This window comes from Clostridium homopropionicum DSM 5847, assembly GCF_001263795.1.
Lineage (GTDB): Bacteria > Bacillota > Clostridia > Clostridiales > Clostridiaceae > Clostridium_H > Clostridium_H homopropionicum.
Genome location: NZ_LHUR01000011.1, coordinates 255044 through 269197, shown reverse-complemented (window position 1 = coordinate 269197; position 14154 = coordinate 255044). Strand labels below are relative to the sequence as shown.

Here is a 14154-nt window from a genome sequence, read left to right as displayed (position 1 = left end):
TCTATTTAACTTATAAAGCAAGAGAATTTGACTATCATACAAGGCTTATAGAAACAGCTGGTGAAATAAATGATTTCATGCCAGAGTTTGTTGTAGATAATACAATGAAGCTATTAAATGAACAAAAAAAGGCAATGAATGGATCAAAGGTTCTTTTAATGGGAGTAGCCTACAAGAAAGACATTGATGACATGAGAGAATCTCCAGCACTTAAGGTTATTGAACATTTAGAGAAAAATGGAGCAGAAGTTATATATAATGATCCATATGTACCAGAATTTAAACACAATGGAAAAGAATATATATCAGTAGAATGGGAAAAAGCTATAGATGATGCAGATATAGTTTTAATAACAACGGACCACAGCTGTTATAATTATGAAGAAATGGTTAAAAGGGCTAAAATATTCTATGATACAAGAAACGCATCTAAGGATGTTAAGAATAATAGAGAAAAAATACACAAACTATAAATTACTATAGGATAGACCCTTTTATAAGGGTTTATCCTTATTATGATTAAGGAGTGATAAAATGACAAAATTAAAATTTGCAATAATAGGTTGCGGTAGAATTTCATATAAACACGTAGAAGGATTAGTAAATAATAAAGAAGAGGCTGTACTTGTTGCCACTTGTGATGTGGACTTAAATAAAGCTTTAGAAAAGAAAAAAGAATACATAGAAAAAATTTCTGAAGAAGCGTCAGTTAATACATATGCAGACTACAAAGAAATGTTAGAAAAAGAGGAAATAGATGTAGTTACAATAGCTACAGAAAGTGGATATCATCCTGAAATAGCGATATATTGTATGAACAAAGGGAAGCACGTAGTAGTAGAAAAGCCAATGGCTTTATCAATTGATGATGCTGAAGAAATGATAAAGGTAGCAAAAGAAAATAATGTTAAGATAGCAGTTTGTCATCAAAATAGATTTAATAAACCTATACAGCAATTAAGAACTACTATAGAAGGAAATAGATTTGGAAAGCTTATAAATGGAACAGCGAGAATACTATGGAATAGAAATATGGGATATTATGAGCAAGCACCTTGGAGAGGAACCTGGAAGCTTGACGGTGGTACCTTAATGAATCAATGTATACATAATATTGATTTGCTTCAATGGATGATGGGCGGAGAAATCGATACTGTATATGCTCAATGTGATACCTTTTTAAGAGATATCGAGGCAGAGGACTTTGGTGCAATATTAATTCGCTTTAAAAATGGAGCAATTGGAATTGTTGAAGGAACAGCATGCGTTTTCCCTAAAAATTTAGAAGAAACCTTAAGTGTTTTTGGAGAAAATGGGACTGTATGTATTGGCGGACTTGCTGTTAACAGAATAGAAAATTGGAGATTTAGCGACAATATTGATAATGAAGATGAAATATTAAAAGCACAAGAAGGAGACCCTGACAGCGTTTATGGAAGCGGACATACTCCTCTATTTAAAAATGTTATTGATGCTATAAATAGTAATGTAGAACCTTTAATAAATGGAGAAGAAGGTAAAAAAGCCATGGCGATTATCCTTGCAGCATATAAATCAAGGTTAACAGGAATGCCAGTAAAATTCCCATTTACAAACTTCTCAACTTTGGATATGGAAAAAGCATACGGAAAGAAAAAATAATATAATTTTAGAAAAGAGGATATAATTATGAATTATATTTCAGATAGTTCTAGGATTGGCAGTAATGTTCAGATTGGACACTTTGCCGTAATTGAAGATAATGTTCAGATTGGAGACAATTGCATAATTGGACACAATGTTGTAATTCATTCTGGAAGTATAATTGGCAGTAATGTTAGAATAGATGATAATTCAGTAATAGGTAAAACGCCTATGAGATCTGTAAATAGTATTTTTAAAGATGATAAGGAATATTTACCTTGCAAAATATCTAATGAGTGCTTAATCGGAGCCGGTGTAATAGTATATTGCGGCTGTGAAATAGGAGAAAAAACTCTAGTTGCAGATTTAGCTACTATAAGAGAAGATGTTACTATTGGAAGTAAGACAATTATAGGCAGAGGAACTACTATTGAAAATTTCTGTACTGTTGGTTCAAACTGCAAAATTCAAACAAATGTTTATTTAACAGCCTATTCTAATGTAGAAGATTATGTATTTATTGCACCTTGTGTAGTTACCTCTAATGATAATTACGCAGCTAGATCTAAAGAAAGATTTAAACATTTTAAAGGTGTTACAATTAAAAAAGGTGGAAGAATAGGGGCTGGAGCTGTGGTACTGCCAGGAAAGACTATTGAAGAAGATGGATTTGCTGCTGCAGGCAGCCTTGTAACTAAGGATGTAGAAAAAGCTGCAATAGTAGCAGGCAACCCAGCAAAAAAATTAAGAGAAGTACCAGAAGACCAACTTTTGAGAAATAATATTTAATATCAAAAGAAATTGCTAATCGCTAATCACTAATCTCTAGGGACTAGCAGCTAGCACCTAGTACCTAGCACCTTGTTACTGGTCACTGGCAACTGGATACTAGAAACTGGTTACTAAAAAAAGAGGTGATACATATGTACAATGACAAAAAAATCCTAGCCATTATTCCTGCAAGGGGTGGCTCAAAAGGGATACCTCATAAAAATATAATGAAAATAAATAATAAACCCTTAATTGCATACTCAATTGAAGCTGCAAAGGAATCTAAATTTATAGATTTCATATTAGTTTCAACGGATGATATTGAGATAAAAAATGTATCATTAAACTATGGAGCAAAGGTTCCTTTTCTTAGACCAGAAGAAATATCAAATGATACAGCTAAGTCTATAGATGTGGTACTGCATGCAGTAGAATTTCTTAAGAGTCAAGGAGAAGAGTTTCATTATGTAGTATTACTACAGCCCACATCTCCACTTAGAAGCTCACAGGATATTGATAATGCTATAGAAATTGTGATGAAAAAGGAAGCAGAGTCACTTGTAAGCGTGTGTGAAGCTTCTGAAAATCCTGTATTAATGAGAGTTATAGAGGATAATAAATTGAAATCCTTTGTGGAATTTAAGGGCGATAATCTTAGAAGACAAGACTTACCTAGGTTTTATATATTTAATGGAGCTATCTACATTAATTCTGTAGAAATGCTCTTTAAGGAAAAGACTTTTGTTGATGAAGCTACCATTCCTTTTGTAATGGATAGCAAGAAATCTATTGATATTGACAACATGTTAGATTCTAAACTAGCTGAATTAATACTTAGGGAGAAAAGTGATGATAATTAAAATTGGAAATAAAACAATTGGAAATGGACATCCATCATTTATTATAGCAGAAGCTGGAGTAAATCATAATGGAGATATTGAACTTGCTAAAAAGCTTATAGATAAGGCTGTTGAAGCAGGAGTTGATGCTATAAAATTTCAAACCTTTAAAAGTGAAAACTTAGTAACTGGCTATGCTACTATGGCAAAATACCAAAAAGATAATATAGGCAGTGAAGATAGCCAGTTTAATATGTTAAAAAAGCTTGAGTTATCCTATGAAGAATTTATTAATTTAAAGAACTATTGTGATAAAAAAGATATTATCTTTATGTCAACTCCATTTGATTTTGAAAGCGCAGATTTTCTAAATTCAATGGGAGTAGAGGCTTTTAAAGTAGGCTCAGGAGATTTGACTAACATACCATTATTAGAGCATATTTCAAAATACAAAAAGCCCGTTATTCTTTCTTCAGGTATGGCGACTCTTGGAGAAATAGAAGATGCGATTATAAGTTTGAAAAATATAGGTGTGGAAGAAATTGCAGTACTACACTGTACATCAAATTACCCAGCAGCCATAGAAACAATTAATTTAAAGGCAATGAATACTATAAAAGACGCTTTTAAAATTATAGGTGGTTATTCAGATCATACCGTAGGAATAACAATACCTATTGCAGCAGCTGCTTTAGGGGCAAACATTATTGAAAAACATTTTACTCTAGATAAAACAATGGAAGGGCCGGATCATAAAGCTTCTCTAGATCCTGAGGAGCTAAAGGAAATGGTAATATCTATTAGAAAGATAGAAACTGCCATGGGCAACGGAATAAAAATGTTTTCTAGTAGTGAGATTGATACAATGGCAGTGGCAAGAAAAAGCATTGTAGCAGCAAATGATATTAAACAAGGAGATATAATTACTCTTAAAGATTTAAATTATAAAAGGCCTGGGAATGGTTTAAGCCCTAAATACTATAAAACTATCTTGGGGAAAAAGGCAAGAAAAGATATAAAAGAAGATGAACAGATTACTTTAGGTATTCTGCAAGATTAGTAAGTAAAGATAGGAGTGCTATAAGAGTGTTAAAAAGAAAGATAGCGGTTATTACTGGTACTAGGGCTGATTACGGAATTTACTATTCAGTTCTTAAAGCTATAGAGAATAATCCAAAGCTAGATTTAAACCTAATTGTATGTGGAATGCACCTTTCACCTGAATTTGGATACACTGTTGAGGAAATTGAGAAGGATGGATTTTTTATTGCGGATAAAATTGAGACTATACTTTCCTCAGATACAGGAGCTTCCATGGCAAAATCAGTAGGCTTAACGCTAATGGGATTAACTCAAAGCTTGGAAAGAATAAAGCCTGATATCCTAGTTGTATTAGGAGATAGAGGAGAAATGATGGCAGGAGCTCTTGCTGCTATTCATATGAATATACCAGTAGCCCATATACATGGTGGAGAAGTTACTGGAACTGTAGATGAATCCATAAGACATGCTATAACAAAGCTGACTCATATACATTTACCTGCTACAGAAGACAGCAAGCAAAGAATAATTAAAATGGGAGAAAAAGAAAAAGATATTTATGTTGTTGGAGCCCCAGGAATTGATTATATAAAAAACACAAAATACCTTTCTAGGGAAGAACTACTAAAAAGATTTAATCTTAAGGACGAAAAGATTTTTATATTGACTCAACACCCTGTTACTACTGAAAGGGATAAAGTAGAATGGCAAGTAAGACAAACTTTTGAAGCTTTAGTAGAATGCGGAATGCAGACTATTGTTTCTTACCCTAATAGTGATAATGGTGGAAGAGAAATAATAAAGGTCATTGAAGAATATAGAGCAAAATACGATTACTTTAAGGTTTTTAGAAATATAACTCAAGTAGAATATTTGAGCCTTTTAAATGTTGCAGACGCTATGATAGGCAACTCTTCTTCAGGTATTATTGAGGCTCCAAGCTTTAAACTGCCTGTAATTAATATAGGAACAAGGCAGGATGGAAGATTAAGAGCTTGTAATGTAATCGATGTTGGATATACTAAAGAAGAAATCTTAGCAGGAATTAATAAAGCTCTAAATGAAGATGAATACAAAGAAAAACTAAAAAATTGCACAAATCCTTATGGTGATGGAGAAGCAGGTTCAAGAATTTCTGAAATTTTAAGCAGAGTTCATATAGATAGGGAATTATTACAGAAAAGAATAACTTATTAAGAGAGTGATTTTTTATGGAAAAAATAATTTTAGTTGGCGGTGGGGGACACTGCAAGGTTATAATTGATATTATTAAAAGCACTAATGAATATGAAATCACAGGCATCACTGATAAAGATGGGATAGGGACTAATATTTTAGATATTCCCGTTTTAGGAGACGATTCTATTCTTGAAGAGCTTTACAATAGAGGCGTTAAAAATGCTTTTGTTTGCATTGGAGCTTTAAATAATATTTCAATAAGAGATAAAATATATTTTAACTTAAAGAACATTGGTTTTAATATTCCCAAACTAGTACATAAAAATGCGGTGGTATCTCCTTATGCCAATATAAAAGCTGGCACTTGTGTAATGGCAGGGGCAGTTATCAATCCAGGTGTTGAGATTAGTGAAAATTGTATTTTAAATACATCCTCTGTCATAGAGCATGATTGCTTTATAGGAAGAAACACACACATATCACCTAGAAGCTGTATTTCAGGCGGGTGTAGAATAGGTTATAACTGTCATATTGGAGCGGGTAGTTCAGTAATTCAAGGAATTAACATAGGAAATCATGTAGTAGTAGGAGCGGGAGCTGTTGTTATAAGAAATTTAGATGATATGGTTACAGCAGTTGGAGTTCCAGCAAAAATTATTAAAAGTAGGTGATTCTATGAGGTTTTCAATAGAAACTTATTGCATAAAACTAGGTTCTACAATAAAAGATGCCATGGAATCTATTGATAAGAATTTGACTGGTGGAGCCTTTGTAGTTGACCAGGACTTTCATGTAAAAGGTGTTATTACCGACGGTAATATAAGAAGAGCCTTACTTGCAGGTCATAATATAAATGATAATATTGAAGGTGTTTACAGCAAAGAATTTAAATTTGCAAATGTATTTGATAGTAAGAAAAAGATTAAAGAATTAATGTTAAAAAGTAAAATAAGGCAAGTTCCTGTTTTAGATGAAGAGGGTAAAATAATTAACTTGTATTTTATAGATGATTTAATATCCTATGAAGAAAAGGATAATTATGTATTTATATTAGCAGGAGGACTTGGAACTAGACTAAGACCACTTACCAACAATATTCCAAAGCCAATGCTTAAGATTGGAGAAAAGCCAATCTTAGAGCATATAATTGAGCAATTTAAAGAATATGGCTTTAAGAATTTTATTTTATCTATAAATTACAAAGGCGAAATAATTGAAGACTATTTCAAAGATGGTAAACAATTTGATGTTAATATAGAATATGTCAGGGAAACAAAAAAGCTAGGTACTGCAGGTTCTATTAAACTTGCAGAAGATAAACTTAATAAGCCTTTTATAGTTATAAATGGAGATATATTAACTGGTATAGATTTTGATGCTTTTTTAAATTATCACATTGAAAATAATTTTGACATTACTGTTGGTGCTCGAAATTATGAAATTAAAGTACCTTATGGAGTTATGGTTACTGATGATTTATTAATCAAGTCCTTAGAGGAAAAACCAGTTTATAGCTTCCATATTAATAGTGGTGTATATGTTCTTAATGAAAAGGTAGTTAAATATATTCCAGAAGATGAGATGTACAATATGACGGATTTGATTGAAGATGTAATAGCACAAAATGGCAGATCAGGAGTATACCAGATTACAGAATACTGGTCAGATATTGGCCAAATGGACGATTTTAAGAAAGCAAACGAAGACATTGAAAAGTTTTTCTAAAACTTAAGATATAAATAAATTATAAGGAGTGTAAACTTGATGAATTGGAAGGGTAAAAAAGTATTAATTACTGGAGCTGAGGGCTTTATAGGAAGTCATTTAACTGAGAGATTAGTAGAATTAGGTGCTGATGTTACAGCTCTTGTACAATATAATTCCTTTAACAATTGGGGATGGATTGATACTTTTGAAGAAGAGACAAAAAATAGCATTAAAGTTATTACTGGGGATATAAGAGAATATGACAATGTAAAAAGAATGATAAAAGGGCAAGAAGTTATAATGCATCTTGCTGCCTTAATTGCTATACCTTATTCTTATTTATCACCAATGGCTTATGTAAGAACAAATGTTGAAGGAACAACTAACGTTCTAGAATCATGTAGAGAAGAAGCTAATATTGAAAGAATAGTACATACTTCAACAAGTGAAACTTATGGAACTGCATTATACGTTCCAATAGATGAAAAGCATCCAATGCAAGGTCAATCACCTTATTCTGCTTCAAAAATAGGTGCAGATAAAATTGCAGAAAGCTTTTACAGATCCTTCAATCTACCTATAACAACACTAAGACCATTTAATACTTATGGTCCAAGACAATCAGCAAGAGCTGTAATACCGACAATAATATCTCAAATTCTTGCAGGAAAGAGAGAAATAAAACTTGGAAGCTTAACTCCAACAAGAGATTTTAACTATGTAAAAGATACAGCAGAAGCTTTTGTAAAGGTTGCTGAAAGTGATAAAACTATAGGTGAAGTAGTTAATGCTGGTTCAAATTATGAAATAAGCATTGGAGATACTGTTAAAAAGATAATAAATATTATAGGAGAAGACGTAAAAATACTTTGCGATGAAGAAAGAATAAGACCTGAAAATAGTGAAGTAAATAGACTATGGGCTGATAATACTAAGATAAAAACTCTTACTGATTGGAGCCCAAAATACACACTAGATGAAGGACTTGCAGAAACAATTAAATGGATAAAAAGTAATATGGAGAAGTTCAAGACAGACATTTATAATGTTTAGGATATAAGAATTTTACGACGTAAAATTCTTGAGGTACTAGGTGCTAGGTACTAGTGAAGGATGTTTTGCTTTGGCAAAACTAAAATTTAGCTTAGAAGCAGAGCTTCTATCGCTCTTTGTAGCTTGCTACAATGGCGGATTTTATACTGCGGAAACTCCTTCTCGTTCCTCGAATGAGTAAGCGATCATCACCAAATTATAAATTTGGGATGCCTGCTTAATTATTTCAATTCCTAGTACCTAGCACCTCGAACCTAGCACCTAAGAAATTTATATAAAACGGGAGTGAATAAAATGATACCATTGTGTATACCAGAAATGGGTGGTAATGAGTGGAAATACGTAAAAGAATGCATTGATACAAATTGGGTATCTTCTGTAGGAAGTTATGTTAATCTTTTTGAAGATAGATTTTCTGAATATTTAAAGTGCGAAAAAGCTGTGGTTACCATGAACGGTACAGCAGCTATTCAGCTTGCTTTAGTTACCTTAGGAATAGGCAATGGAGATGAAGTTATAGTGCCTTCTATGACATTTATATCACCTGTAAATGCCATAAAATATGTAGGGGCTGTTCCTGTATTTTGCGATATTAGAAAAGATACTTTTGTTATGGATGAGAATAAAATTGAAGAATTAATTACTGAAAAAACAAAAGCAATTATGCCAGTACATATATATGGTCATCCTGTATATATGGATAAGGTTATGGAGCTTGCTAAAAAGTATAATCTTTATGTAATAGAAGATGCAACAGAAGCTCTAGGATCAGAATATAAGGGTCAAATGCTTGGAACTATAGGACACATAGGTTGTTTTAGCTTTAATGGAAATAAGCTTATAACTACTGGTGCAGGCGGAATGCTTGTTACAAACAATAATGAATATGGAGAAAGAGCTAAATATCTATCTACCCAAACAAAAACCATATTAGAAAACAAGGCTTTTTATCACGAAGAAGTAGGTTATAATTTTAGAATGCCTAACTTATTAGCTGCTTTTGGTGTAGCTCAATTAGAGCAAGTAGAAAAGTATTTAAAGATCAAGAGAGAAAATGCTGAGTATTATAATGAAATATTAAAAGATGTAAAGGGAATAACACTTCCTGTTGAAATGCCTTGGGCAAAGAATTGCTTTTGGTTATATTCAATTTTAGTTGAAGAGGACTATCCTATAAGCAGAGATGAATTAATTAAAAAGCTTATAGATAATAAGATAGAAGCTAGACCTTTCTTCTATCCTGTTCATGATATGCCTCCTTATAAAGAATGTAGAAAAGGAAATATGGATATAACTAATGAAGTGGCTTCAAAGGGAATTAATCTTCCTAGCTCAGTTTCTCTTACAAAAGAGCAGATTGAAGAAGTTTGCAAAGTCATTAAAGGTGAATAGATTGGATAGAAAGTTAAGTTTTTTAAAAAATTCATTTATATATACCTTAGGTGATTTGCTGCCAAAGGTAGTATCTTTATTAATGATTCCAGTTTTAACAAAGTATATGGGGAAGGTTGAGTATGGAATTTATGGCTATATGACCATACTCTTAGGCTTCCTATCTATGCTTTATATATTAGGTTTAGATGGTGCACTTACAAGATTTTATTATGAGTATGAAGATAAAGGTGAAGAGAAAAAACTTATTAGTACCATATGGATATTTCTATTAGGATATAACTTAATTTTATCAATATTAATAGCGATTTTTGGGAAAAATTTCTCCAAGCTTATCTTAGGTGAAATACCTTTCAATCCATATTTTAAATTACTTATAATAATTTGTTTCTTTGCAACCTTTGCAAGTATACCATTAGTACTATTTAGACTAAGAGAACAATCTGTAAAGTTTGGGTTGTTTAATATAATTACAACCTTTGTAAATATATTTTTCATATTTTATTTTGTGTCTTATAAAACACAGGGAGCAGAAGGTTATTTAAAGGCAATACTTTTTACAAATATTGCTTTTAGTGTAGTATATTTAGTGATAAACATAAAGGATTTAGGTTTATACTTTTCCTTTAATATTGCTAAAAGTGCTTTGAAATATGGAATACCATTAATACCGCATGCTATTGGAGCTTGGGTATTAATGTCCTCAGACAGATATTTTTTAAATATCTATACTTCACAAGCAGATTTAGGATTATATACTTTAGCCTATCAATTTGGTATGCTAGTGTATTATCTAATTGTTGCAATAAACAAGGCATATGTACCATTTTTCTTTAAAACTGCCAACGAAGAGAAAGAAAATGCTCCAAGAGTATTTCAAGAAATTATAAAATACTATTCTGTTTTTATAATTTCCATAGGGGTAGGCCTTGCACTGTTTGCAAAAGAAATAATAATTATAATGGCTTCTAATAAAGAGTTTTACGCTGCATATAAGATAGTGCCTTTAATTGGACTTGCTTATGTATTTAATGGATTTTATTATATGTGTGTAAACGGGATATTTTATTCAAAAAAGACTTATATACTTCCTTTTTCAACAGGAGCAAGTGCTATTGTTGCATTAATATTAAATTTCATATTGATACCTAGATATGGAATATATGGAGGAGCAATTGCAACTATTTTTGCTTATTTTACTCTTTTCATTGTGACTTATGTGTTTTCGCAAAAATTTTATTACATACAGTGGGATTGGGTAAAATTAAGTGTAAATACGTTGCTGGGCTTAGCAATCTATGGGATTTCATTATTCAATATAGAAAATCTTTTTTTGAGCATTCTATATAAAACAGTATTATTTATAATTTATATAGCTTTATTATTTTTATTTAAAATTTTATCTTTTGAAAAATTAATTTTCTTTAAAAATAAACTAATTAAAAGATAAGAAAAAGAATTGGAATAGGAGATAGTATGTTGAAAATTATTTATACGAAAAACGAGAAAAAAATCTTATTTGGAGACAAATCTGAGGAGCTATATAAATCAATAAATAATATAAGTATAGATAATATTGCCTTCCAATTCTTAAATAAACTTGAATGTGAAACCATACAGGGGATAAATCTTGAAAACTTTTATATTTATGACAATATACCTCTTTATTATTTTGAAAGACCGACTATATATTTGAAGCTTAAATATATTCTAACTTCATTTATGATTATTAAAAATATAATAGAAAATACTAATGAAGAGGTAGAAGTAATAAGTGATGATGAAATATTTATTGAACTATCAGAAAAAGTATTTAAATTAAATTACAGCAGAACTAATGCTGAAAAAGAAAACAACGGGAATACAATAAATAAATTTAAACTCTTTAAAAGAGTAATAAATGGTATGGGTAGTTATATAAAATTTAAGCTTAAGTCAATAAATTCAAAAGATAATATAATTGTATTATCTAGCGTTATTAATATTAATTTAATTAAATTAATGGGTAAGAAGCAGCTGGTTGATACTCAGATAGGACCTTTAGTTGATAGCTTAGATAAAGAGCATAATATAATTAACTTCCAATTTATGTCTAGCTATAATTATTTGAATAAAAGCTTAGCTTTTAAAAGAAGTTTTGTTCCTTTTGAGTTTTTTATTATCTATAAAAAATTATTTGGGGAAAAAATAGTCAATCCTTCATTAATTACTAATAAGCTAGAACTTTTAGGAGAGTTAAATTTTGATTTTCAGGACCATAACCTTAAAGATATATTTATGAAACATGTATTTAGTAATTTAGAAAATAGATATTACATGAGTCTAACAGAAATATTATGTGCAGAAAAATTTATTAAGAAGAACCGCATTACAAAGCTATTTGTAACTGATGAAGGAGATAGACCAAGATGTTTTATAACTGCAGGAAATAGAATGGGAATAAAAACCTATGCCCTTCAGCATGGTATTATAAATGAAGTGTCTCCAGCATATATGATTAATTCTAAATATACAGGAATTGTTCCTAAATTGACTTTTTTATGGGGAGATAAATATAAAGATATGCTTTTAGCGGGATCTAATGTATATAATGACAGCATAACTAAAGTGGTGGGACAGCTTAGAACAGACTTAATTTTAGGGTATAATAAAAATGATGAAAAAGATACGGATAAAATAAAAATATTATATGCTACACAGTATTTTAAAGATTTATTAATTCCAGCTACTGATATGCTGTTTAAAGCCCTTAATCTAATAAATCGTGAATATGAAATAATAATAAAACTTCATCCAGCAGATGAATTTTACAATATTTATATCGAGAAAATCCAAGAATACGGAATAAAAAATGTAAAGATATTAAAAGATGGGGATCTTTATGAACTGTTATCTTGGAGTGATGTAGTAATAAGTGTTCATTCTACAGTTGTTGTGGAGGGAGCCATTTTAAATAAACCTTCTATCTGCATTAGGCTGCCTAAATATGATGATTTAGGGGGTTTTATTAAGGATGGAATATCTTTAGGTGCAAAAGAGGAAAAGGAAATTGTAACTTATTTAGATAATCTTGAAATATATTCAAAAAATAATGAGTTCATTAAATACTTAGAAAACAATTTTTATAAAATAGATGGTAAAGTAAATGAAAGAATAATGAATGAGGTTGATTAGAATGAAAAATATCTTAATTATAGCGTATTATTTTCCGCCTAAAGGGGGAGCAGGGGTACAGAGAACAACTAAGTTCGCCAATTACTTAAGTAAGTTTGGATATAATGTACATGTGTTGACAGTTAAAGAAGATAGTCACGGTCTAAAGGATGCCTCATTAAATAAAGAAATATACAGTGAAGTTAAGGTATATAGATCAGAAATAGAAGAAACAAAGCTTATAGATAAAGTACTTAAGTTAATTCAAGGAAATAGAAACAGCAGCAGTGGTAGTAATGGGGAAACAAAGGATTTACCTGTTAATAGAAATAGTTTAAAGAGAAAGATTAAAGGCTTAATTTTTAACCTAGGCAAAAAGGTATTTATAGATTTATATAATTTAGCATATGTTCCTGATGATAAAATTGGATGGTTAAAGTATGCTGTAGAAGAAGGCAACAAGATAATTAAAGAAAACAATATACATACTATTTATACTACCTCTGCACCTTATACCTCACATCTTATAGGGTATAATCTAGCAAAGAAAAATAATGTTAAATGGATTGCTGATTTTAGAGATCCTTGGGCATGTAATCCATTCGTAAACTATGGAGCCATAATAGAGAGAAAGCATAAAAAATTAGAGAGCATGGTAGTAAATAGGGCTGACAAGGTACTTAGTGTAAGTCAGCCAATTATTGATGATTTTAAGAGAATATATAAAGACTTAAATCATGATAAATTTAAGGTTATTACAAATGGATATGATGAAGAAGATTTTTCTGATTTACCGTTAAACCTAGGCGATAATAATGACAAATTTACTGTATTATACAACGGAACCTTATACGGTAAAAGGTCTCCAGATAAAATTCTTGGAGCTATTGATAGTCTAATTAAAGCTGGCAAAATACCTGAAAATAAAATTAAAATTAAGTTTTTAGGGGAAGTTGGACATGAATTTAAAGAAATAATTAATTTATATAGTAATAAGTATCCAGAAGTTGTTATTCAAAAGGATTATGTACCACACAAAGAAAGCCTTATGGAAATGTGCAAGGCAAATGCTCTTTTATTAATTATTGATGAGGGAGTAGGTAGTGAAGGAATTTTCACAGGAAAGATTTTTGAATATCTACGTTCAGGAAAAATTATATTAGGAATAGTGCCAAATGGAGTAGCTAAAGATTTAATATTAGAGACAAGAACCGGCTTGATTGCGGTACCTTCTAATGAAATAGAAATAGAAAATATCATTTATAAAGCGTACAGTCTATTCTTGGACGGGAATAAAGAATTTAATCCTCAGTGGGAATTAATAAAAAATTATAGCAGAGAAAATTTAACAAAGGCCTTAGCAGAAGTTATTGAAGAAATAAAATAAGAAAAGCTA

13 protein-coding genes are annotated in these 14154 nt (G+C 30.7%); all 13 read left to right on the top strand.

Features of this window, described 5'->3' with window-relative positions; translation table 11 throughout:
* Positions 1-473 (top strand): UDP binding domain-containing protein (locus CLHOM_RS03535; RefSeq protein WP_278321719.1); only part of this gene is annotated, 473 nt, incomplete at its 5' end.
* Between the two features lie 61 nt (positions 474-534).
* Positions 535-1641: a Gfo/Idh/MocA family protein gene (locus CLHOM_RS03530; protein WP_052220306.1), complete on the top strand. Its 1107-nt coding sequence runs from the start codon at positions 535-537 to the stop codon at positions 1639-1641.
* 27 nt (positions 1642-1668) lie between these two features.
* Complete coding sequence (locus CLHOM_RS03525; RefSeq protein WP_052220305.1) at positions 1669-2412, top strand: acyltransferase; 744 nt, start codon at positions 1669-1671, stop codon at positions 2410-2412.
* Between the two features lie 134 nt (positions 2413-2546).
* Positions 2547-3254, top strand: coding sequence for an acylneuraminate cytidylyltransferase family protein (locus CLHOM_RS03520; protein ID WP_052220304.1), 708 nt, complete (start codon positions 2547-2549; stop codon positions 3252-3254).
* On the top strand, positions 3247-4293 hold the full coding sequence (neuB, locus tag CLHOM_RS03515) for an N-acetylneuraminate synthase (protein ID WP_052220313.1): 1047 nt from the start codon (positions 3247-3249) through the stop codon (positions 4291-4293). Before CLHOM_RS03520 ends, neuB begins: the two co-directional genes overlap by 8 nt.
* 26 nt (positions 4294-4319) lie before the next feature.
* Positions 4320-5471, top strand: a complete 1152-nt coding sequence (neuC, locus tag CLHOM_RS03510) for a UDP-N-acetylglucosamine 2-epimerase (RefSeq protein WP_052220303.1) — start codon at positions 4320-4322, stop codon at positions 5469-5471.
* Between the two features lie 14 nt (positions 5472-5485).
* Positions 5486-6124 carry a NeuD/PglB/VioB family sugar acetyltransferase gene (locus tag CLHOM_RS03505; RefSeq protein WP_052220302.1) on the top strand — a complete coding sequence of 213 codons (639 nt, stop codon included), beginning with the start codon at positions 5486-5488 and terminating at the stop codon, positions 6122-6124.
* Positions 6125-6128: 4 nt separating this feature from the next.
* A complete protein-coding gene (locus tag CLHOM_RS03500) occupies positions 6129-7178 on the top strand; it encodes a nucleotidyltransferase family protein (RefSeq protein WP_052220301.1) in 1050 nt (349 codons plus the stop codon).
* Positions 7179-7217: 39 nt separating this feature from the next.
* Positions 7218-8213 carry an NAD-dependent 4,6-dehydratase LegB gene (locus CLHOM_RS03495; protein ID WP_052220300.1) on the top strand — a complete coding sequence of 332 codons (996 nt, stop codon included), beginning with the start codon at positions 7218-7220 and terminating at the stop codon, positions 8211-8213.
* Between the two features lie 294 nt (positions 8214-8507).
* Complete coding sequence (locus tag CLHOM_RS03490) at positions 8508-9605, top strand: LegC family aminotransferase (protein WP_052220299.1); 1098 nt, start codon at positions 8508-8510, stop codon at positions 9603-9605.
* A gap of 1 nt (position 9606) precedes the next feature.
* Positions 9607-11055, top strand: a complete 1449-nt coding sequence (locus tag CLHOM_RS03485; protein ID WP_052220298.1) for a lipopolysaccharide biosynthesis protein — start codon at positions 9607-9609, stop codon at positions 11053-11055.
* A gap of 29 nt (positions 11056-11084) precedes the next feature.
* Positions 11085-12779, top strand: coding sequence for a capsular polysaccharide export protein, LipB/KpsS family (locus CLHOM_RS03480; RefSeq protein WP_052220297.1), 1695 nt, complete (start codon positions 11085-11087; stop codon positions 12777-12779).
* A 1-nt stretch (position 12780) separates the two neighbouring features.
* On the top strand, positions 12781-14145 hold the full coding sequence (locus tag CLHOM_RS03475) for a glycosyltransferase family protein (protein ID WP_052220296.1): 1365 nt from the start codon (positions 12781-12783) through the stop codon (positions 14143-14145).
* Positions 14146-14154: the final 9 nt, after the last annotated feature.

Excerpts from the sequence above, each read along its gene's own strand:
- CLHOM_RS03500 (WP_052220301.1), top strand. The coding sequence starts at position 6,129 with ATGAGGTTTTCAATAGAAACTTATTGCATAAAACTAGGTTCTACAATA.
- CLHOM_RS03475 (WP_052220296.1), top strand. The coding sequence starts at position 12,781 with ATGAAAAATATCTTAATTATAGCGTATTATTTTCCGCCTAAAGGGGGA.
- CLHOM_RS03525 (WP_052220305.1), top strand. The coding sequence starts at position 1,669 with ATGAATTATATTTCAGATAGTTCTAGGATTGGCAGTAATGTTCAGATT.
- CLHOM_RS03520 (WP_052220304.1), top strand. The coding sequence starts at position 2,547 with ATGTACAATGACAAAAAAATCCTAGCCATTATTCCTGCAAGGGGTGGC.
- CLHOM_RS03490 (WP_052220299.1), top strand. The coding sequence starts at position 8,508 with ATGATACCATTGTGTATACCAGAAATGGGTGGTAATGAGTGGAAATAC.
- CLHOM_RS03530 (WP_052220306.1), top strand. The coding sequence starts at position 535 with ATGACAAAATTAAAATTTGCAATAATAGGTTGCGGTAGAATTTCATAT.
- CLHOM_RS03495 (WP_052220300.1), top strand. The coding sequence starts at position 7,218 with ATGAATTGGAAGGGTAAAAAAGTATTAATTACTGGAGCTGAGGGCTTT.
- CLHOM_RS03505 (WP_052220302.1), top strand. The coding sequence starts at position 5,486 with ATGGAAAAAATAATTTTAGTTGGCGGTGGGGGACACTGCAAGGTTATA.